Annotated in this window: 21 protein-coding genes; 15 read left to right on the top strand and 6 right to left on the bottom strand. The window is 71.9% G+C overall.

The features are described 5' to 3' along the window. Positions 1-87: 87 nt before the first annotated feature. The 8 genes from rpmI (at position 88) to CP976_RS09025 (ending at position 9,000) form a co-directional block, all read left to right on the top strand. Positions 88-282, top strand: coding sequence for a 50S ribosomal protein L35 (rpmI, locus tag CP976_RS09060; protein WP_059419477.1), 195 nt, complete (start codon positions 88-90; stop codon positions 280-282). 95 nt (positions 283-377) lie between these two features. Then, on the top strand, positions 378-761 hold the full coding sequence (gene rplT / locus CP976_RS09055) for a 50S ribosomal protein L20 (RefSeq protein ID WP_010045263.1): 384 nt from the start codon (positions 378-380) through the stop codon (positions 759-761). 91 nt (positions 762-852) lie between these two features. Beyond that, entirely contained in the window at positions 853-1,713 is an 861-nt protein-coding gene (locus tag CP976_RS09050) for a TrmH family RNA methyltransferase (protein ID WP_150479875.1), read from the top strand. 54 nt (positions 1,714-1,767) lie between these two features. Further along, positions 1,768-2,910 carry a sensor histidine kinase gene (locus CP976_RS09045; RefSeq protein ID WP_150479874.1) on the top strand — a complete coding sequence of 381 codons (1,143 nt, stop codon included), beginning with the start codon at positions 1,768-1,770 and terminating at the stop codon, positions 2,908-2,910. Positions 2,911-3,037: 127 nt separating this feature from the next. After that, positions 3,038-4,165: a phenylalanine--tRNA ligase subunit alpha gene (gene pheS, locus CP976_RS09040; protein ID WP_150479873.1), complete on the top strand. Its 1,128-nt coding sequence runs from the start codon at positions 3,038-3,040 to the stop codon at positions 4,163-4,165. Continuing rightward, entirely contained in the window at positions 4,165-6,678 is a 2,514-nt protein-coding gene (gene pheT / locus CP976_RS09035) for a phenylalanine--tRNA ligase subunit beta (RefSeq protein WP_150479872.1), read from the top strand. Before pheS ends, pheT begins: the two co-directional genes overlap by 1 nt. Positions 6,679-7,006: 328 nt before the next feature. Continuing rightward, positions 7,007-8,347, top strand: a complete 1,341-nt coding sequence (locus CP976_RS09030) for an NsdA family TPR-like regulatory protein (protein WP_150479871.1) — start codon at positions 7,007-7,009, stop codon at positions 8,345-8,347. A 107-nt stretch (positions 8,348-8,454) separates the two neighbouring features. Continuing rightward, the gene (locus tag CP976_RS09025; RefSeq protein ID WP_086848493.1) at positions 8,455-9,000 is read left to right on the top strand and encodes an NUDIX hydrolase; all 546 of its coding nucleotides are present in this window, start codon (positions 8,455-8,457) and stop codon (positions 8,998-9,000) included. A gap of 187 nt (positions 9,001-9,187) precedes the next feature. Here CP976_RS09025 and CP976_RS09015 read toward each other — a convergent pair whose 3' ends face one another. Next, positions 9,188-9,445 carry a hypothetical protein gene (locus CP976_RS09015; protein WP_010045250.1) on the bottom strand — a complete coding sequence of 86 codons (258 nt, stop codon included), beginning with the start codon at positions 9,443-9,445 and terminating at the stop codon, positions 9,188-9,190. Positions 9,446-9,663: 218 nt separating this feature from the next. On the opposite strand from CP976_RS09015, the gene CP976_RS09010 reads away from it, so the two are divergent. After that, entirely contained in the window at positions 9,664-9,894 is a 231-nt protein-coding gene (locus CP976_RS09010; RefSeq protein ID WP_150479870.1) for a hypothetical protein, read from the top strand. A gap of 22 nt (positions 9,895-9,916) precedes the next feature. Here the strand turns inward: CP976_RS09010 and CP976_RS09005 are convergent, their stop codons facing one another. Then, positions 9,917-10,792 (bottom strand): 3-hydroxybutyryl-CoA dehydrogenase, encoded by an 876-nt coding sequence (locus CP976_RS09005; protein ID WP_150479869.1) that lies wholly within the window; start codon positions 10,790-10,792, stop codon positions 9,917-9,919. A gap of 180 nt (positions 10,793-10,972) precedes the next feature. On the opposite strand from CP976_RS09005, the gene CP976_RS09000 reads away from it, so the two are divergent. After that, positions 10,973-12,223, top strand: a complete 1,251-nt coding sequence (locus CP976_RS09000) for a glycoside hydrolase family 10-like protein (protein WP_167537307.1) — start codon at positions 10,973-10,975, stop codon at positions 12,221-12,223. A 1-nt stretch (position 12,224) separates the two neighbouring features. On the opposite strand, the gene CP976_RS08995 is transcribed toward CP976_RS09000, so the two are convergent. Both CP976_RS08995 and CP976_RS08990 read right to left on the bottom strand, forming a co-directional pair. After that, positions 12,225-12,425 (bottom strand): DUF1918 domain-containing protein, encoded by a 201-nt coding sequence (locus CP976_RS08995; RefSeq protein WP_150479867.1) that lies wholly within the window; start codon positions 12,423-12,425, stop codon positions 12,225-12,227. Positions 12,426-12,517: 92 nt separating this feature from the next. Next, entirely contained in the window at positions 12,518-13,435 is a 918-nt protein-coding gene (locus CP976_RS08990) for a DMT family transporter (protein WP_150479866.1), read from the bottom strand. Here CP976_RS08990 and CP976_RS08985 point away from each other — a divergent pair. The 3 genes from CP976_RS08985 to CP976_RS08975 all read left to right on the top strand — a co-directional run bounded on the left by CP976_RS08985 (position 13,434) and on the right by CP976_RS08975 (position 16,018). Next, the gene (locus CP976_RS08985) at positions 13,434-14,870 is read left to right on the top strand and encodes an aminotransferase-like domain-containing protein (protein WP_150479865.1); all 1,437 of its coding nucleotides are present in this window, start codon (positions 13,434-13,436) and stop codon (positions 14,868-14,870) included. The two genes, CP976_RS08990 and CP976_RS08985, sit on opposite strands and share 2 nt — an antisense overlap. Before the next feature lie 40 nt (positions 14,871-14,910). Next, positions 14,911-15,351 (top strand): GNAT family N-acetyltransferase, encoded by a 441-nt coding sequence (locus CP976_RS08980; RefSeq protein ID WP_150479864.1) that lies wholly within the window; start codon positions 14,911-14,913, stop codon positions 15,349-15,351. A gap of 73 nt (positions 15,352-15,424) precedes the next feature. Next, positions 15,425-16,018: a histidine phosphatase family protein gene (locus CP976_RS08975; RefSeq protein WP_086848505.1), complete on the top strand. Its 594-nt coding sequence runs from the start codon at positions 15,425-15,427 to the stop codon at positions 16,016-16,018. A gap of 179 nt (positions 16,019-16,197) precedes the next feature. Here CP976_RS08975 and CP976_RS08970 read toward each other — a convergent pair whose 3' ends face one another. Next, positions 16,198-16,638, bottom strand: a complete 441-nt coding sequence (locus CP976_RS08970) for a DUF6314 family protein (protein WP_150485282.1) — start codon at positions 16,636-16,638, stop codon at positions 16,198-16,200. Between the two features lie 137 nt (positions 16,639-16,775). Between CP976_RS08970 and CP976_RS08965 the strand changes: the two genes are divergently transcribed. Beyond that, the gene (locus CP976_RS08965) at positions 16,776-19,259 is read left to right on the top strand and encodes an alpha-L-arabinofuranosidase C-terminal domain-containing protein (protein ID WP_150479863.1); all 2,484 of its coding nucleotides are present in this window, start codon (positions 16,776-16,778) and stop codon (positions 19,257-19,259) included. A 52-nt stretch (positions 19,260-19,311) separates the two neighbouring features. Here the strand turns inward: CP976_RS08965 and CP976_RS42830 are convergent, their stop codons facing one another. After that, positions 19,312-19,449: a hypothetical protein gene (locus tag CP976_RS42830; protein WP_167537306.1), complete on the bottom strand. Its 138-nt coding sequence runs from the start codon at positions 19,447-19,449 to the stop codon at positions 19,312-19,314. 202 nt (positions 19,450-19,651) lie between these two features. Here CP976_RS42830 and CP976_RS08960 point away from each other — a divergent pair, with 202 nt between their 5' ends. Next, positions 19,652-20,458: a tetratricopeptide repeat protein gene (locus CP976_RS08960; RefSeq protein WP_229876115.1), complete on the top strand. Its 807-nt coding sequence runs from the start codon at positions 19,652-19,654 to the stop codon at positions 20,456-20,458. The last annotated feature ends 30 nt before the right edge of the window (positions 20,459-20,488 follow it).

Below are 20,488 nucleotides of genomic sequence, written 5' to 3'. Positions count from 1 at the left end.
GGACGTAACCGATACAAGAGCGACGCTCCACCGTGCCCGGTTTCACGACCGGGCATCGGAGCGCCACCACGAGGAGAGAACGGCGCTATGCCGAAGAACAAGTCGCACAGCGGGTCCAGCAAGCGCTTCAAGATCACCGGCTCCGGCAAGGTGCTCCGCGAGCGTGCCGGCAAGCGCCACCTGCTCGAGCACAAGTCGTCCCGTGTGACGCGTCGCCTCACCGGCAACGCCGAGATGGCCCCGGGCGACGCCAAGAAGATCAAGAAGCTTCTCGGCAAGTGACGTCCCGGCGCGTCAGCGCCGCACGTCAGGACCGGGACCCAATCGATTTCGGGCCGTGTGAAGACCACCGCGGCCCCGCTACAAGGAGTTAAAAAGTGGCACGCGTCAAGCGGGCAGTGAACGCCCACAAGAAGCGCCGGGCGATCCTCGAGCAGGCCTCCGGCTACCGCGGTCAGCGTTCGCGCCTGTACCGCAAGGCCAAGGAGCAGGTCACCCACTCGCTGGTCTACAACTACAACGACCGCAAGAAGCGCAAGGGTGACTTCCGCCAGCTGTGGATCCAGCGCATCAACGCCGCTGCCCGCGCGAACGGCATGACCTACAACCGCTTCATCCAGGGTCTGAAGGCCGCGAACATCGAGGTCGACCGCAAGATCCTGGCCGAGCTGGCCGTCAACGACGCCGGTGCGTTCGCCGCGCTCGTCGAGGTCGCCCAGAAGGCGCTGCCGAGCGACGTCAACGCCCCCAAGGCGGCCTGACGCCGGCTCCGAGCCGATGTGACGGAAGGACCCGCAGGCCGAGCGGCCTGCGGGTTCTGCTGTGCAGCCAGCTACTGAGAAAGCGAACGGAATGCCCCCCGCCACCCCCGAGCTCATCTCCCCCCGCTCCCCCCGCGTCGCCGCCGCGCGGCGGCTGGCGAAGCGGAACTTCCGGGGGAAGGAGCGGCTGTTCCTCGCGGAGGGGCCGCAGGCGGTCCGGGAGGCGGCCGGGCACCGGGCCGGGGACGCGGCCACGCTCGTGGAGCTGTTCGCCACGCTGGAGGCCGCCGAGCGGTACGCCGACATCGTGGGGGAGGCCCGGGACGCCGGCGCCCGGGTGCACCTCGCCTCCGAGCAGGTCATCGCCGACATCTCCACCACCGTCACCCCGCAGGGCCTCGTCGGCGTCTGCCGGTTCCTGGACACGCCCTTCGAGGAGGTCCTCGCGGCGCGCCCCCGGCTCGTCGCCCTCCTCGCCAACGTCCGTGACCCCGGCAACGCCGGGACCGTGCTGCGCTGCGCCGACGCCGCCGGTGCCGAGGCCGTCGTCCTGACCGACGCCTCCGTCGACGTGTACAACCCCAAGGCCGTCCGCGCCTCCGTCGGCTCCCTGTTCCACCTGCCCGTCGCCGTCGGCGTCCCCGTGGAGCAGGCGGTGGAAGGGCTGCGGGCCGCCGGTGTCCGGGTTCTGGCCGCCGACGGGGCCGGCGACCGCGACCTCGACGACGAGCTCGACAAGGGCACCATGGGCGGGCCGACCGCCTGGGTCTTCGGCAACGAGGCCTGGGGTCTTCCGCAGGAGACCCGCGCCCTCACCGACGCCGTCGTCCGCGTCCCGATCCACGGGAAGGCCGAGAGTCTGAACCTCGCCACCGCCGCCGCCGTATGTCTCTATGCGTCGGCGCGTGCACAGCGCGCCGCCGGAGGGTGCCGTTCCGTCACCGGGAACTAGTAGGGTGACCAGCTCAGGGACCCCTCTGTGGAGCCTTGGAGGTGGGGTACGGGGATGAGCGTCGGCACGAGCAGCGCACCAGGGGCCCAGGACGCCGGGAGCCCGCCCGCCGCGTCCCGGCCACCTGGTGATCTCGCCGGCCTCGGCATCGACCCCGACATGCTGCCCGACGGACTCGTCATCGCCGACGAGCAGGGCCGGGTCGTCTGCTTCAACGCTGCCGCCGAGCGCATCACCGCCGTCCGCGCCCGGGACGCCCTCGGACAGAGCCTGGAGAAGGCCCTGCCATTAGAGGATCTGGAGGGGCGACGCTGGTGGCAGCTGACCGACCCGTACGGCGGTCTCGCGATCCGGGTCGGACAGCCCGAGCGCAACCTCCTCCTCCCCGGCGGCCGTGAGGTGCTGGTCTCCGCGCGCTACGTCCGCACGCGGCCCACCGGGCCCCTGAAGCGCCTGGTCGTCACCCTGCGCGACACCGAGGCCCGCCGCCGCACCGAACGCAGCCACGCGGAGCTGATCGCCACCGTCGCCCACGAGCTGCGCTCCCCGCTCACCTCCGTCAAGGGCTTCACCGCCACCCTGCTCGCCAAGTGGGAACGCTTCACCGACGACCAGAAGCGGCTGATGCTGGAGACCGTCGACGCCGACGCCGACCGGGTCACCCGGCTCATCGCGGAGCTGCTCGACATCTCGCGGATCGACTCCGGCCGACTGGAGGTGCGGCGCCAGCCCGTCGACATCGGCGCCGCCGTCGGACGGCACATCCAGGCCTACGTCGCCGCCGGGCAGCCCGCCGACCGGTTCCTGCTGCGCGTCCAGCAGCCGCTGCCCGATCTGTGGGCCGACCCCGACAAGATCGACCAGGTGCTCAGCAACCTCCTGGAAAACGCCGTGCGGCACGGCGAGGGAACTGTCACCATCGACGTCACGGCCACGGCGTCCCCCCGCGAGGGCGAGGACATCGGCACGTCGGTCACGGTGAGCGACGAGGGGCCCGGCATCCCGGAGGAGTCCATGAACCGCGTCTTCACCCGCTTCTGGCGGGGCAGCAAGCGCGGCGGCACGGGCCTCGGGCTCTACATCGTCAAGGGCATCGTCGAGGCCCACGGCGGCACCATCACGGTCGGCCGCGCGCCGGGCGCCGGCGCCGAGTTCCGATTTACGTTGCCCGTGGCGGCTCCGGCGTATCTCGCCTGAGGACCACGGGCGCATTCGTATACCTCCACCCCGTTAGACTCGGCCATTGGCACCTTTGTGTCCCGCAGACGGCCATCGGAGTCGGTGACGGGGACCTTCAGCCAGCCAATCGGAAGCACGGGAAGAGATGTCGGCACCGAATAAGTCGTACGACCCTGTAGAGGTCGAGGCGTTGAAACCGGAAGAGATCGAGCGCATGCGGGACGAGGCGCTCGCCGCCTTCGCCGCCGCGGACTCCCTCGACGCGCTCCACGAGGCCAAGGTCGCCCACACCGGCCCCGCCTCCCCGCTGGCCCTCGCCAACCGCGAGATCGGCGCCCTGCCCCCGCACGCCAAGGCCGACGCCGGCAAGCGCGTCGGGCAGGCCCGCGGCGCCGTGAACAAGGGCCTCGCCGCGCGTCAGGCGGAACTGGAGGCCGAGCGGGACGCCCGTGTGCTGGTCGAGGAGGCGGTGGACGTCACGCTGCCCTACGACCGCGTACCGGCCGGGGCCCGGCACCCGCTCACCACCATGATGGAGCGGGTCGCGGACGTCTTCGTGGCCATGGGCTACGAGGTCGCCGAAGGGCCGGAGGCCGAGGCGGAGTGGTTCAACTTCGACGCCCTCAACTTCCTGCCCGACCACCCGGCCCGGCAGATGCAGGACACGTTCTTCGTGCAGGGCCCCAAGGGCACCGAGGAGTCCGGGTCCGGCGTCGTCCTGCGCACGCACACCTCCCCGGTGCAGGCCCGCGCCCTGCTCGACCGTGAGCTGCCGGTCTACATCGTCTGCCCCGGCCGGGTGTTCCGCACCGACGAGCTGGACGCCACGCACACGCCCGTCTTCCACCAGATCGAGCTGCTCGCCATCGACGAGGGCCTGACCATGGCGGACCTCAAGGGCACCCTGGACCACATGGTCCAGTCCCTGTTCGGCGAGGACATGAAGACGCGGCTGCGGCCGAACTACTTCCCCTTCACCGAGCCGAGCGCCGAGATGGACATGCTCTGCTACGTCTGCAAGGGCGAGTCCATCGGCAACCCCGACCGGCCCTGCCGCACGTGCTCGTCCGAGGGCTGGATCGAGCTCGGCGGCTGCGGCATGGTCAACCCGCGGGTGCTCACCGCCTGCGGCGTCGACCCCGAGAAGTACAGCGGATTCGCCTTCGGGTTCGGCATCGAGCGGATGCTGATGTTCCGCCACAACGTCGAGGACATGCGAGACATGGTCGAGGGTGACGTCCGGTTCACCCGGCCGTTCGGGATGGAGATCTGATGCGGGTCCCGCTTTCTTGGCTGCGGGAGTACGTCGACCTGCCGGCGACGGAGACCGGCCGAGACGTCCAGGCCAAGCTCATTTCGGCCGGTCTGGAGGTCGAGACCGTCGAGCAGCTCGGCGCCGACCTCAAGGGCCCCCTGGTGGTCGGCCAGGTGGCGACCATCGAGGAGCTGACGGAGTTCAAGAAGCCGATCCGCTTCTGCACCGTCGACGTCGGACAGACCAACGGCACCGGTGAGCCCCAGGAGATCGTCTGCGGCGCCCGCAACTTCGCCGTCGGCGACAAGGTCGTCGTGGCGCTGCCGGGCGCCGTCCTGCCCGGTGACTTCCAGATCGCCGAGCGCAAGACCTACGGCAGGATGTCCCGCGGCATGATCTGCTCCAGCGACGAGCTGAACATGGGCGACGACGGCACCAAGGGCATCATCGTGCTGCCGCCGGAGACCGAGGTCGGCAAGGACGCGGTCGAGCTGCTGGAGCTCGTCGACGAGGTCCTCGACATCGCCGTCACGCCCGACCGCGGCTACTGCCTGTCCATCCGCGGTGTCGCCCGCGAGACCGCCATCGCCTACGGCCTGCCGCTGCGCGACCCGGCGCTGCTCGACGTGCCCGCCCCGAACGCGTACGGCTACCCGGTGCGGATCTCCGACCCCACCGGCTGCGACCGCTTCACGGCCCGCACGGTGACCGGCCTGAGCGCCGAGGCCCGCTCGCCGATCTGGCTCCAGCGGCGGCTCCAGAAGGTCGGCATGCGGCCGATCTCGCTCGCCGTCGACGTCACCAACTACGTGATGATGGAGCTCGGCCAGCCGCTGCACGCCTACGACCGCGGCCTGGTCCAGGGCACCATCGGCGTGCGCCGGGCCGAGCCGGGCGAGAAGCTCACCACCCTCGACGGCGTCGAGCGCACGCTGGACGCCGAGGACCTGGTGATCACCGACGACCGCGGCCCGATCGGGCTCGCCGGTGTCATGGGCGGCGCCAACACGGAGATCGCCGACCACGACAACGTGGAGAACTCCACGGCGGACGTCGTCATCGAGGCCGCGCACTTCGACGCGGTGTCGATCGCGCGCACGGCCCGCCGGCACAAGCTGTCCTCCGAGGCGTCCCGGCGCTTCGAGCGCGGCGTCGACCCGCAGGCCGCCGCTGCCGCCGCGCAGCGCACGGTCGACCTGCTGGTCCTGCTCGCGGGCGGCACCGCCGAGGCCGGTGTCACCGAGGTCCTGGCGCCCACCGCTCCGCGCACCATCACCATCCCGGCGGACCACCCGGACAAGGTCGCTGGTGTCGCGTACGGCCGGGAGACCGTCGTACGGCGGCTCCAGGAGATCGGCTGTGACGTGTACGGGCAGGACGAGCTGGTCGTCACCGTGCCGTCCTGGCGCCCCGACCTCACCGACCCGAACGACCTGGCCGAAGAGGTCATCCGCCTGGAGGGCTACGAGAACCTGCCCTCCACGCTGCCCAAGCCGCCGGCCGGCCGTGGCCTGACGCACCGGCAGCGGCTGCATCGCCGCGTCGGCCGGGCCCTGGCCGGTGCCGGGTACGTCGAGGCGCTGAACTACCCGTTCATCGGCGAGCAGGTCTTCGACCAGCTGGGCCTCGAAGAGGGCGACCCGGCCCGCCGCGTCGTCAAGCTCAGCAACCCGCTGAGCGACGAGGAGCCCGCGCTGCGCACGACGCTGCTGCCGGGCCTGCTGGCCGCCCTGCGGCGCAACGACGGCCGGGGCTCGCACGACCTCGCGCTGTTCGAGACCGGTCTGGTCTTCAAGCCGCGCGAGGAGCAGCGGATCGCCGCGGTGCTGCCCGTCGACCGCCGCCCGACCGACGAGGAGCTCGCCGAGCTGAACGCCGCGCTGCCCGAGCAGCCGCGGCACGCGGCCGTCGTCCTCGCCGGTGCCCGCGAGCAGGCCGGCTGGTGGGGCAAGGGCCGTCCGGCGGACTGGGCCGACGCGGTCGAGGCGGCGCGTTCCGTCGCCCAGGAGGCGGGCGCCGAGCTGATCATCCGCAAGGGGCAGTACGGGCCGTGGCACCCCGGGCGGTGCGCCGAGCTGGCGATCACCGTGGACGGTGCCGAGCGGGTCGTGGGCCACGCGGGTGAGCTGCACCCGCGCGTGGTGAAGGCACTGGGGCTGCCGGCGCGTACCTGTGCGATGGAGATCGACCTGGACGCGGTGGAGTCGGCCGGTGAGGCCACGGTGAAGGCGCCGCGGATCTCCACGTTCCCGGTCGCCACGCAGGATGTCGCCCTGGTCGTCGACGCGGTCGTTCCGACGGCGGAGGTCGAGGAGGCCCTGCGCGCTGGTGCCGGGGAGCTGCTGGAGTCGATCCGGTTGTTCGATGTGTACGAGAACGCCGAGCAGTTGGGTGAGGGGCGGAAGTCGCTCGCGTACGCGTTGCGGTTCCGGGCCGCTGACCGGACGCTGACGGTGGATGAGGCGTCGGCGGCCCGGGATGCGGCGGTGGCCCTCGCGGGTGAACGCGTAGGGGCTGAGCTGCGGAGTTAGCGTCGTGGGGAGCTGTGCTGCTTTGCCGGCCGCGGGTTTGACGGTGGCTGGTCGCGCAGTTCCCCGCGCCGCTGCGGGGCGGGGCCGGCGATGCCGTCCGCCCCGCCACGGAGTGTCGGGCAGGCGGCTGGGCGGACGGCGGAAGCGGGCCGCCGCACTGTACGAGGGGGAGCCGGCGGCCCGGCCGGCCTCTTTCGAGGCATCTCAGTCAACCGGCCGGCGACTGTGAGCGACAGTGCGCACACAGTGCGGATTCGAGCACTCCGTTCACACCCCGTGTGAAGGCGGAGCCACTAATCTGGCGGCACCGAGCCACCGGGGGGCCCACATGCAGCCCAACACTCTGCTCGACGCGATCCTGGACGAGGCCGGGATCTCGCACGCGGGGCTGGCCGCACATGTCAACCAGGCGGGACGGGCGCGCGGCCTGTCCCTGAGGTACGAACACACCGCCGTCGCCCGGTGGTTGAAGGGGCAGCGTCCCCGGGGCCAGGTGCCCGACCTGATCTGCGAGGTGCTCGCCGCCCGGTTGCGGCGGCAGGTCACCCTGGACGACATCGGCCTGGGCGTGCCCGGTGAGCCGTCCGCTCCGCACACCGGCTCGCTGTCCGGCTTCGTCGAGCGGGCCACCGCCCTGTGGCGCTCCGACCAGCAGCAGCGCCCGCACATCCTGGGCGCGCCCGCGCTCACCGGCACGCCCGCCGTCATGCCGGTGTGGGAGTGGGAGAACCCGCCGGAGGACGTGGACGTCTCCCGCGGCGGCAGACACCGGGTCACCCCGGGCGACCTGGAGATGCTGCGGGCCGCCCGTACGCACTACGAGCAGATGTACCGCAAGGCCGGGGGCATCGCGACACGGGCGCGCATCGTCGGCTTCCTCAACGCCGAGGCCGCGCCGCTGCTGCGGGGCAGCTACACCGACGAGACCGGGCGTCAACTGCACCGGGCCACGGGCGGGTTGGTGGCCGTCGCCGGGATCTGCGCCTACGACTCCGACGCGCACGGCCTCGCGCAGCGCTACTTCCACCAGGCCCTGCGGCTCGCCAAGGCCAGCGGCGACCGGGGGCTCGGCGCCTACATCATCGCGCTGCTGGTCAACCAGTCGCTGTTCATGCGGGAGCACCGGCAGGCCGTCGCCTTCGCGGAGGCCGCGCTGCGGGCCGCCGGCAGGCACATCACCCCGGCGCTCGCCTCCGACCTGTACGCGATGCAGGCCAAGGCGTACGCGCATCTCGGTGACGGCACGAGCGCCCTGTCCTGCATCCGGCGGGCCGAGCAGGCCGCCGCCCGCATCCGGCGTGGCTACGAGCCCGACGAGACCGGCTATGTCCAGCCGGGGCTGGTCAACGTCCAGGTGGCGGAGGCGCTGCTGAGTCTCGGCGAGATCGCGGCCGCCGGGGAGCATGCCGCGGCCGCGGTCGACAACCCGGCGCACGACCGCGGCCGGGTGCACCGGCTGGCCATGCTCAGCACGATCGAGCTGCGGCAGGGCAACGCGGACAAGGCCGTGGCCATCGCCGTGCAGATGGCCGAGCAGGCCCGCGGCATGGAGTCCCAGCGGCTGCGCGACCGTTTGCGCGCGGTGCGGGAGCACCTGGTGCGCAGCGGCTGCTCGGGCACGGCCGAGGCCGCGGAACTCATCGACGGGGCACTGCGCGTACCGTTGTAGACCCGGGCGACGGGCGCCCACGTCATCCCGAGCGACTTCCCGTGCGCCTGCTGTCATTCCATCCCTGCTGCGATATTGCCACTTACTCGACGGAAGGTGGCAGAACCGTGCAGTGGACGAAACACAACGAACAAACTGTGTACTCAAACCGCTGGTTCAGCGTCAATCTCGCGGATGTCGAACTGCCGGACGGCCGGCACCTCGACCACTTCCTCATACGGCTGCGGCCCGTTGCCGTGGCCACGGTCGTGAACGAGGCCAACGAGGTGCTGCTGCTCTGGCGGCACCGCTTCATCACCGACAGCTGGGGGTGGGAACTCGCGGCGGGCGTCGTCGAGGACGGCGAGGACATCGCCCGCGCGGCCGCCAGGGAACTGGAGGAGGAGACCGGCTGGCGGCCGGGACCCCTGCACCACCTCATGAGCGTGGAGCCGTCCAACGGGCTCACCGACGCCCGGCACCACGTGTACTGGGCCGACGAGGGCGAGTACGTCGGGCACCCCGTGGACGACTTCGAGTCGGACCGCCGGGAATGGGTCCCCCTCAAGCTCGTCCCCGACATGGTCGCCCGCGGGGAGGTCCCGGCCGCCAACATGGCGGCCGCGTTACTGCTGCTGCACCATCTCAGGCTCGGACAGGACACGTTGCCCTGAGCTAGGGTCTGTCGTTTGGATCAGGCCGCAGGAAAACGACGGTGCTGTTCAGCGCCGGTGAGCGGGGTCTGGTGCGTGCAGCTGCAAGGCGGAGGAGGGCGTCGACGCGGAGCGTCGGCAACCGACGACAACGCGGCAGATGCGCGTGCCAGACCCCGCGTCTGCGGTGTGATCCAAACGACAGGCCCTAGCGTCCCAGTGCCTGCCAGATCGCCACGACGAGGGCACCCACGGCGGTGAGGGCGGCGACCGCGGGCAGCGGCCAGCGCGCGTGTTCCAGTGAGTTGATCCGGGTGTTGAGCTCGTCGAGTTCCTTGGCGGTCTCCTCGGTGCGGTGGCTGAGCAGAGCCAGCCCGCCCTCGACACGGGCGTACGCCACGTCGAGGCGGCGTCGTAACTCTGCGAGTTCTCCATGAACGACCGGATGCTCGGGATCGACGGTCACGAGTCCGCTCCTTTCCGTAGTTGTTGCGCATCCCTTGCATGCGCACTGGGAGTCAACTCGCCTGGTGGACGCCTGGGGAGAGTGTGCGACGGGCATATGCGAGCCCGGCGCGCACACGGTGTGTGAATGCCGCGGGCCCGGCACCCATTCCGGTGCCGGGCCCGTAGGTTGGCCGGATTCTGACCGTCAGTAATCAGCCTCGGGGGTACCCGGGGCGCATGACGAAGTGGCAGAAGAACGCGGCGTACGCGCTGGCGCTCTACGCGCTGTCGGTCGTGGTGCTCCGGTTCTCCTCCGGCGGGCAGGAGTGGGGCACGGCACTGCTGCTCGCTCTCGTGACCACTCCGCTCGCCCTCTGGATGGGCTGGCTGCACAGCCGCCTCAACGAGCAGGCGGCCGAATGGGGACGCCGCCGGTTCCGGCCGTGGCCGGAGGAGCGGCGGCGCTGAGATGCCGGCGTCAGCCGGGCGGTCAGTCGTAGGTGTAGAAGCCCGACCCGGTCTTGCGGCCCAGCCGGCCCGCGTCGACCATGCGCTGGAGGAGCGGGGGAGCGGCGTACAGGGGCTCCTTGTACTCCTCGTACATGGACTGGGCCACCGAGGCGACCGTGTCCAGGCCGATGAGGTCGGACAGCTTCAGCGGGCCCATCGGGTGGGCGCAGCCCATCTCCATGCCGTTGTCGATGTCCTCGCGGCTGGCGATGCCCGTCTCGAACATCCGGATCGCGGAGAGCAGGTACGGGATCAGCAGGGCGTTCACCACGAACCCGGAGCGGTCCTGGGCGCGGATCGCGTGCTTGCCCAGCATCTTCTCGGTGAACAACTGGGCCCGGCTCAGCGTGCCCTCGGACGTGGTGAGGGCCGGGATCAGCTCGACGAGCTTCTGCACCGGGGCCGGGTTGAAGAAGTGGATGCCGATGACCTGGTCGGGCCGCGAGGTCGCCACCGCCAGCTTGACCAGCGGGATGGAGGAGGTGTTGGAGGCCAGGATGGCGTCGGGCCGGGTCACGACCTGGTCGAGGACCTGGAAGATCTCGGTCTTGACCTGCTCGTTCTCGACGACGGCCTCGATCACCAGGTCGCGGTCGGCGAACTCGCCGAGGTCCGTGGTGAAGCTCAGGCGGGCCTGCGTGGCCTCCAGCTCCTCCTCGGTGATCTTGCCGCGCTCGGCCGCCTTGGCCAGGGAGTTGAACAGCCGGGTCCGGCCGATCTCCAGGGCCTCGCCGGTCGTCTCGGCGACCATGACGTCCAGACCGGACCGGGCGCACACCTCGGCGATCCCCGCGCCCATCTGACCGCAGCCCACGACTCCGACGCGTGCAATGTCTCCCGCTGGGGTGTCCGTCACATCGTCCCTTTCGCTGCTGATCCACTTCCGGGCAGGTGCTCCGGATTCCGGTGCCTGCTCCGTTCGTGCACGTTACTCCCAAGTATCGATGATCGATCGCGGGGGTCGGGTCCGCTTCGGGCATGCTGGGCGCGGAGCGATCCGCGACCGGGCGGATCCGCGGCTTTTTGGGGCATGCGGATGGGACGAGTGTCACGCAGGGCGTTCGCGGTGGCGGCGCTGTCGGCTTTCACGATGATGCCTCCGGCGTCGGCCGCGCCCAAGCGGGACGGCGGTGGTGACGGCAAGGGCGACGGCAGGGCGGCCTCCGAGATGCGGGGCGTGTGGCTGGCCACCGTGGCCAACCGCGACTGGCCGTCGAAGCCGGGGCTGACCGCCACGCGGCAGCGGGCCGAGCTGATCACCCACCTCGACAGGGCGGTCCGCAACCGGCTCAACACCGTGGTCTTCCAGGTCCGGCCCACGGCGGACGCCCTGTGGCCCTCGCCGTTCGAGCCGTGGTCGCAGTACCTCACCGGCACCCAGGGCAAGGATCCCGGCTGGGACCCGCTGGGCACGGCCGTGGAGGAGGCCCACGCCCGCGGCCTGAAGCTGCACGCCTGGTTCAACCCGTACCGGGTCGCCGCCCACGCCGACCCGACCCGGCTCGCCGCCGACCACCCCGCCCGCACGAACCCGGACTGGGTGGTGACCTACGGCGGGAAGCTCTACTACAACCCCGGGCTGCCCGAGGTCCGGGGCTTCGTGCAGGAGGCGATGCTCGACGCGGTGGCGAAGTACCCCGTGGACGGCGTCCACTTCGACGACTACTTCTACCCGTACCCGGTCGCGGGCCAGACCTTCGACGACGACACGGCCTACGACGAGTACGGTGCCGGCTTCCCCGACCGGGCCGCCTGGCGGCGGGACAACATCGACAAGCTGGTCCGGGAGACGGCGGACCGCATCAAGCGGGTCCGGCCCGGCACCCCCTTCGGCATCAGCCCCTTCGGCGTGTGGCGCAACGCCGCCACCGACTCGCGCGGCTCGGACACCCGGGCGGGCGTGCAGACCTACGACGACCTGCACGCGGACACGCGCAAGTGGGTGCGCAAGAGCTGGATCGACTACATCGTCCCGCAGCTGTACTGGAACATCGGCTTCTCCGCCGCCGACTACGCGAAGCTGCTGCCCTGGTGGGCGGAGGTCGCGCGCGGCACCTCGACGCGGCTCTACGTGGGGGAGGCGCTGTACAAGGCCGGTGACCCGGCGCAGCCCGCGGCCTGGCAGGACCCGGCCGAGCTGTCCCGGCACCTGACGCTGGCCAGGGAGCACGCGCAGGTGCGCGGGCACGTCTTCTTCGCCGCCAAGGACGTGGCGGCCGATCGGATCGGGGCGATGGCGAGGGTGGTCGCCGACCACTACGGGCAGCCGGCGGCGCCGCCGCGCTGAATCATGGCCCGGTCGTGGTCTCCCGGTGCCGGATCTCGGTGTCGGGTCCCGGCGAGCACACGCCCTCGTGCCCGTCCTCGAACCGGACGCGGTACGGCGGGTTGCCCTCCCGGCCCAGCACTTCGACGATCTCGCCGACCTTGTCGTGCTGACCGACCACCCTGCCGTGCTGGACAAGCTGGTCGCCCACGGTTGCGCGCATCTGGGGCCTCCTCGCGAGGTGTGGAGCAGCGGTCCGTGGCCTTTGAGTCTACGGCCGGGGGCGCCACTCGGCAGGGGCCGTGCGTGCCCCGCTCAGCCGCGCGCCCGTTGTGTGACGGCGATGCAGACCAGCACCGCCGCGGCTGTCAGCGGGGCGGCCACCGGGAGGTGCTCGCCCAGCAGCAGCACCGACCACACCAGTGTGAGCAGGGGCTGAGCGAGCTGCAACTGGCTGGCCTTCGGGATGCCGACGGCCGCCATGCCCCGGTACCAGACGACCAGTCCGAGGAACTGCGAACCCGCCGCGACCCAGAGCAGCCCGGTGACGCTGTGCGCGGTGAGCCGCACGGGCTCCTGCGCCAGCGCGAACGCGGCGACGGGCACGGTCAGCGGCAGGCACAGCACCAGCGCCCAGCCGATGACGTGCCAGCCCGGCATGACCCGGGCCAGCCGGCCGCCCTCGGTGTAGCCGGCCGCGCACACCAGCAGCGCGGCGAAGAGGTACACGTCGGCCGTGCTCAGCGCGCCGCCGCTCTGCTGCACGGTGAAGGCCAGCACCGCCGCCGCGCCGGCGAGGGCCGCCGCCCAGAAGGTGCGCGAGGGGCGGGTGCCGATGCGCAGGGCGGAGAAGAGAGCCGTGGTCAGGGGAAGCAGTCCGACCACGACGGCGGCGTGCGCGGTGGTCGAGGTCTCCAGCGCGAGCGTGGTGAGCAGCGGGAAACCGAGCACGACACCGGCCGCGACGACGGCGAGGCCGAACCAGTGGCGGCGGGCGGGCAGCGGCACCCGCAGCGCCAGCAGAGCACCGCCCGCGATCACCGCGGCGAGGACACTGCGGACGGCGACGAGCGACCAGGGCCCGAAGCCCTCCAGACCCCAGGCGGTGGCGGGGAAGGTGAGGGAGAAGGCGATGACGCCCAGGGCGGCCTGGAGGGTGCCGAGGCCGGGCCGGTCCCGCTCCGTGGCGACTGCTATCCGGGATGCGGTAGTAGCGCTACTCTGTACTCTCATGCAAGAGCGTAGCAGCGTGGGTGAACTGGCGGAACAGCTTCGGCGAGAGCTCGACCGCTACTCGCCGGGTGGAAAGCTGCCGTCGAGCCGGGCCCTGGTCGAGCGGTTCCGGGTGAGCCCCGTGACCGTGTCGCGGGCGCTGGCGCAGCTCGCCGCCGAGGGGCTGGTGGTCACCCGGCCCGGCGCGGGCGCGTTCCGCGCGCAGGCCCGTACGGCACCGGCTCCGGCCGGGGACACCTCCTGGCAGGAGGTCGCGCTCAGCGCCGACGGTGCCGCCGATCTCGTACCGCGCTCGGTGGACGCCTCCGGGGTGCTGGTCTCGCTGGCCGCCCCGCCGCCCGGCGTGATCGAGTTCAACGGCGGCTATCTGCACCCGTCGTTGCAGCCGGAGCGCGCGATGGCCGCCGCCCTGTCACGCGCCGGACGCCGTCCCGGCGCCTGGGGACGCCCGCCCGTGGAGGGGCTGCCGGAGCTGCGGGAGTGGTTCGCGCGGGGCATCGGCGGGTCCTTCACGGCCGCCGAGGTGCTGGTCACCGCGGGCGGGCAGTCCGCGCTCACCACCGCCCTGCGCGCCCTCGCCCCGCCCGGCGCCCCCGTCCTCGTCGAGTCGCCGACCTACCCCGGCATGCTCGCCATCGCCCGAGCCGCGGGCCTGCGCCCGGTGCCCGTCCCGGTGGACCCGGACGGCGTGAAACCGGCGCTGCTCGCCGACGCGTTCCGGGCCACCGGCGCCCCGGCCTTCGTCTGCCAGCCGCTCTTCCAGAACCCCACCGGTGCCGTGCTCGCGCCCGAGCGGCGCCGCGAGGTGCTGCGCATCGCCCGCGCGGCGGGCGCGTTCGTCGTCGAGGACGACTTCGTGCGGCGGCTCGTGCACGAGGACGCGGGCCCGCTGCCGCGCCCGCTGGCCGCCGACGACCTCGACGGTGTCGTCGTCCACGTCTGCTCGCTGACCAAGGCGACCTCGCCGAGCTTCCGCGTGAGCGCCCTGGCCGCGCGGGGACCGGTCCTGGAGCGGCTGCGCGCCATCCAGGTCGTCGACACCTTCTTCGTGCCCCGGCCCCTTCAGGAGGCGGCACTGGAACTCGTCGGCTCGCCCGCCTGGCCGCGCCATCTGCGAGCGGTGTCCGCCGAGTTGAGAACGCGCCGGGACGCGATGACCGCCGCCCTCGCGCTGCACCTGCCGGAACTCGCCCTGCCGCACGTGCCGTCCGGCGGCTACCACCTGTGGCCGCGCCTGCCGGACGGGACGGACGAGCCGGCCCTCGTGGCGGCTGCCCTACGCGCGGGCGTCGCGATCACCCCCGGCCGCCCCTACTTCAGCGCCGAACCGCCGGCCGCGCACATCCGGCTGAGCTTCGCGGCGGTCGCGGGGACCGGGGAGATCACGGAGGGGGTACGGCGGCTGCGCACTGCCTGCGACGAGGTGCTGGGATAAGCGTTCGACGCCTGGCCGCCCGACCTGCCAGCATCCCGTCATGACCGACACGCCGAGCCTGCCCGAGGGCTACGAGATATCCACCGACCCCGCCCGCGTCGACGCCGAGCGGGTCCACGACTGGCTGTCCACCGACGCGTACTGGGCGCTGGGCCGCCCGCGCGAGAAGCAGGACCGGGCGATCGAGGGCTCGCTCAACTTCGGCGTGTACGAGACGGCGTCGGGTGAGCAGGTGGCGTACGCCCGGGTCATCACGGACCGGGCGACCTTCGCGTGGCTGTGTGACGTGTACGTGGACCCGTCGGTGCGCGGCAAGGGTGTCGGCAGCGCGCTCGTCGCGGCCGTACGGGACGAGCTGCGGGAGTACGGGGTGCGGCGGGTCCTGCTCGCCACGCACGACGCGCACGGGGTCTACGAGAAGGTCGGGTTCGCGGCGCTGGAGCGGCCCGAGCACTGGATGGCTCTCATCTTCGGCCCGTGAGGGTCGGTGCACCCTGGGTAACTCCTGGGTAACACCTCTTGACCTGCGCACTTGCGGCACTCACCATCGCCGCATGCCACTTCGGGTCACGTTCGTCGCCGCCGCGCGCAGCTCCCCGCTGCTCGCCGAGCGCTTCGAGGACGACCGGCCGCTGGACCAGGCCGGCTGGGGTGAGGTGGAGCGCGTCGCCCACGAACTGCTGCCGCTCGCCGCGGCCGAATTGCGCTACTGCTCGCCGACCCCGCGCAGCCGTGCGACGGGGGAGGGGCTCGGGTACGCGCCGCTCGTGCAACTCGGCCTGCGGGACTGCGGCATGGGCCGGTGGCGGGGGCTGACCCTGGGCGAGGCGATGGCCCGGGAGCCGGAGGCGGTGGACGCCTGGCTCGCCGACCCGCGCGCCACACCGCACGGCGGTGAGTCGCTGGTGGACTTCATCACCCGCGTCGGCGGCTGGCTGGACACCCGGCCCGTCGAGGACGGCTGCCGGGTCGTGGCGGTCGCCGAGCCGTCCGTCATCCGTGCCGCCCTGGTGTACGCCCTGAAGGCGCCGCCCTCGACGTACTGGAACATCGACGTCCGCCCGCTGTCGACGACCTCCGTGACGGGCCGTGCGGGGCGCTGGAACCTGCGCTTCGACGGGGTGTCGGCTCAGGCGTCCCGGGCGTAGACGGCTCGGCTTCGCGTGCGCAGCCGGATCAGGCGTCGCGTGCCTGGCCGGCTCGGACCGGCTCGGGCGTGGCGTGCCTGGCCGGCTCGGACCGGCTCGGGCGTGGCGTGCCTGGCCGGCTCGGACCGGCTCGGGCGTGGCGTGCGTAGCCGGTCCGCACTTCGCGTGCGTAGCCGGTGTCAGACCTCGCGGGCGTAGTCGGTCCGCAGGACGAGGTCCTTGGCAGGGCCGCGTACGTGCCACACCGTCCGCCAGTGGTCCGCGTCGCGGACGGTGAACTCGCCCCGGTAGAGGTCCGCCGCGCAGGGGTGGTCGGCGACGTGCCGTCCGGACGTCAGGTCCAGGTCGTGGAACGGCCGCCCGTCCGCGAACCGCACGTCCGCCGTGCCGCCCGGGCCCGGCAGGAACCGCAGCGTCCGCTCGGCGGGCCGGGCGACGCCCTGCCAGACGAAGGTGCCGGACTCGTGGTGCAGCAGCCCGCCGTCCTCCTCCGGAGCGAACACGGTGGTTCCGGAGAACTCCCCCTGCTCGCCGCCCGCGAGATCCCGCACCGACCGGGCCACGCGCCAGCGCCCGGCCAGGTACGCGAGTACGTCCGGCAGTGGCCAGAACTCGCCCATCCCGTACCGCTCTCCGTCCCAGCCGTTGCTGCGCGACCCATTGACGCGCATCCGCCCCCTCCCTATCTTGCCGTTCGAAGTGCTGATCAATGTCTGATATTTCGAACACTCCTCTACCAGAGAGCCGCGGAGTATCCATGCCACGCACCGCCCGCACCCGATGGAGAGTCGGTCTCACGGCCACGGCCCTCCTGACGGCAGCAGCCCTCGTACCGGCCCCCGCGCACGCCGAGGACGTCACCGACTACGCGATCACCGTCGACCCGTCCGCCAAGGGCGCGGCGATCGACGACACGATGTACGGCGTCTTCTTCGAGGACATCAACCGGGCCGCCGACGGCGGTCTGTACGCCGAGCTCGTGCAGAACCGCTCCTTCGAGTACTCCACCGCCGACAACGGCTCCTACACGCCCCTGACCTCGTGGGCGGTCGGCGGCACGGCCGAGGTCGTGAACGACTCGGGCCGCCTCAACGAGCGCAACCGCAACTACCTCTCCCTGGGCGCCGGTTCCTCCGTGACGAACGCCGGCTACAACACCGGCATCCGGGTCGAGCAGGGCAAGAAGTACGACTTCTCCGTGTGGGCCCGAGCGGAGAGCGGCAGCACGCTCACCGTCTCCCTCAAGGACACGGCGGGCACGCTGGCGAACGCCCGGCAGGTGGCCGTCAAGGGCGGCTGGGCCAAGTACAAGGCCACCTTCACCGCGACCCGCACCAGCAACCGCGGCCGCCTCGCCGTCGCCTCTGCGAACGCCGCCGCGCTCGACGAGATATCGCTCTTCCCGCGCGACACCTACAAGAACCAGCCGAACGGCCTGCGCAAGGACCTCGCCGAGAAGATCGCCGCCCTGAAGCCCGGCTTCGTGCGCTTCCCCGGCGGCTGCCTGGTCAACACCGGCTCCATGGAGGACTACAGCGATGCCTCGAACTGGGAGCGCAAGCGCAGCTACCAGTGGAAGGACACCATCGGTCCGGTCGAGCAGCGCGCCACCAACGCCAACTTCTGGGGCTACAACCAGAGCTACGGCCTCGGCTACTACGAGTACTTCCGCTTCTCCGAGGACATCGGCGCCATGCCGCTGCCCGTCGTCCCCGCCCTGGTGACCGGCTGCGGCCAGAACAAGGCCACCGACGACGACGCCCTGCTCAAGCGCCACATCCAGGACACCCTCGACCTCATCGAGTTCGCCAACGGCCCGGCGACCTCCAAGTGGGGCAAGGTCCGCGCGCAGATGGGCCACCCCAAGCCGTTCCACCTGACCCACCTCGGGGTCGGCAACGAGGAGAACCTCCCCAAGGAGTTCTTCGCCCGCTTCCAGCAGTTCCGGGCCGCCATCGAGGCCGAGTACCCGGACATCACCGTCATCTCGAACTCGGGCCCGGACGACGCCGGCACGACCTTCGACACCGCCTGGCAGCTCAACCGCGAGGGCAACGTCGACATGGTCGACGAGCACTACTACAACAGCCCGAACTGGTTCCTCCAGAACAACGACCGCTACGACTCCTACGACCGCAAGGGCCCCAAGGTCTTCCTCGGCGAGTACGCCTCGCAGGGCAACGCCTGGAAGAACGGCCTGTCCGAGGCCGCCTTCATGACCGGCCTGGAGCGCAACGCGGACATCGTCAAGCTGGCCTCCTACGCCCCGCTGCTCGCCAACGAGGACTACGTCCAGTGGCGGCCGGACATGATCTGGTTCAACAACCGGGCCTCCTGGAACTCGGCCAACTACGAGGTCCAGAAGCTGTTCATGACCAACGTCGGCGACCGCGTCGTCCCGTCGAAGGCCACCACCACGCCGGACGTCAGCGGACCGATCACCGGTGCCGTCGGCCTGTCCACGTGGGCGACCAGCGCCGCGTACGACGACGTGAAGGTCACCTCGGCGGACGGCTCGACCCTGCTGAGCGACGACTTCTCCGGTGACGCCTCGAAGTGGACCACCAGCGGCCGGGGAAGCTGGAGCGTCCAGGACGGGCAGTACGTCCAGACCGACACCGCCGCCGAGAACACCATGGTCACGGCGGGCGACCCGGCCTGGAAGGACTACGACCTGCATGTGAAGGCCACCAAGAAGTCCGGCAAGGAGGGCTTCCTCGTCGCCTTCGGCGTCAAGGACACCGGCAACTACTACTGGTGGAACCTGGGCGGCTGGAACAACACCCAGTCCGCGATCGAGCAGGCCGTGGACGGCGGCAAGGGCACGCTGATGACGAAGGCCGGGTCGATCGAGACGGGCCGCGCCTACGACATCGACATCAAGGTCCGCGGCCGCCAGGTCACCCTGTTCCTGGACGGCAAGGAGTGGGGCAGCTTCAAGGACGACAAGCCGGCCGAGCCGTTCCGCCAGGTCGTGACCAAGGACGCCAAGACCGGTGACCTGATCGTCAAGGTCGTCAACGCCCAGTCCGCCGAGGCCCGCACGGCCGTCGACCTGGGTGGCGCGAAGGTCGCCTCCACGGCCCGCGTGACCACGCTGGCCGCCGAGGAGGACGCCGTCAACACGGAGACGGACACGCCGGTGACGCCGGTGACGTCCACCTTCCGTGGAGTGGCGAAGAAGTTCACCTACACCTTCCCGGCGAACTCCGTCACCTTCCTGCGGATCAAGCAGAGGTAGCGGGACCCGCGTGGGCCGCCGTCCCCGGCGCGGCGGCCCACGACGTGGCGCGTCATCCGTAACAGAGCCCGTCGCGGGACCCGGCCCCCTTGGCCTGGGCGGGCGTCAGGCCGGGACGGGCGGACCGCCACCGGCCGATGTGCTCGACCCGCAGCGCGCCGCGCGCCTCGGCGGGCAACGCGGCGAACACCGCCCGGCCATGTCGCGGCAGCGGGTCGGCGGCCGTCGTCGTGTGCGCGTACCCACTCCTGGGCCGCCGCCGCGTCCTTGTCCTTGCGAGCCGACGCGCCCTCGGCACACGCCTGCCCGAGGGCACGCGGCAGCGGCACCTTCACCGCGGAAGCCTCCCCACTTCCTCGAACGGGCGTGCGCCGCATCCGTATGCTCCGGGCATGAGACTCTTTCGGCCGCGCGGCCGGATCAGCGGTGGGCCGTCGATGCGATCCCCCGTGGCCCAGGCCATCGCCCTCTACGAGGCCGGGCGCTATTCCGAGGCGGAGGCCGAGGCCCGCGCCGTGGCCGCGGCCCGGCCCCGGCGGCGCGACGACGTGCACGCACCACTGGCGCTGGGCATCGCGGCGCTGGCAACGGGCGCCCAGGGCCGCCACGCCGAGGCCGTCACGGCGTACGACGCACTGATGCCGGTCTTCGGCAGGGTATTCGGCGCCGAACACCCGCAGACCCTGAAACTGCGCTCGGACCGCGCCCAGGCGCTGACCGCGCTCGCCCGGTACGCCGAATGTGAGGCGGAGTGCGCGGCCGTCGCCGAGGCAGCGACCCGCGGCACAGGGCCGGAGATGCCGCGGATAGTGACGGCCGCCCGCAACGGGCTGATCTATGCCCTCAACGCACAGGGCCGCCATCAGGAGGCCGAGACGCTCGCCCGTGAGGCCCTCGCCGCCCATCGCGCACCGGACCGGTTCGGTCTGGTCCTGCGGCTCGGCCTGGCCCGCGGTCTCCAGGGCCAGGCCCGCCACGAGGAGGCTCTCGCCGAGGCGGAGCGCGCCGGCGAACTGCGCCGCGGCCTGCCCGAGGAGCAGCGCCGCCCGGAGGCCGGCGCCGTCGAGCTCGCCCTGGCCACCGCCCTTCAGGGGCTGAGCCGCGGCACCGAGGCCCGCCCCCGCGCCGTGGCCGCCCTCGACGCCTGCCTGTCCGCCTCCGAGGCCCGGGCACTGCTCGACCGCATCGACAGCGGCTGACCATGGACAGGACGACTCCGGGATTGCATA

This window comes from Streptomyces coeruleorubidus (assembly GCF_008705135.1).
GTDB classification, from domain to species: domain Bacteria; phylum Actinomycetota; class Actinomycetes; order Streptomycetales; family Streptomycetaceae; genus Streptomyces; species Streptomyces coeruleofuscus.
Note: the sequence above shows the minus strand (reverse complement) of the source record. Positions and strands in the feature narration are given on the sequence as shown.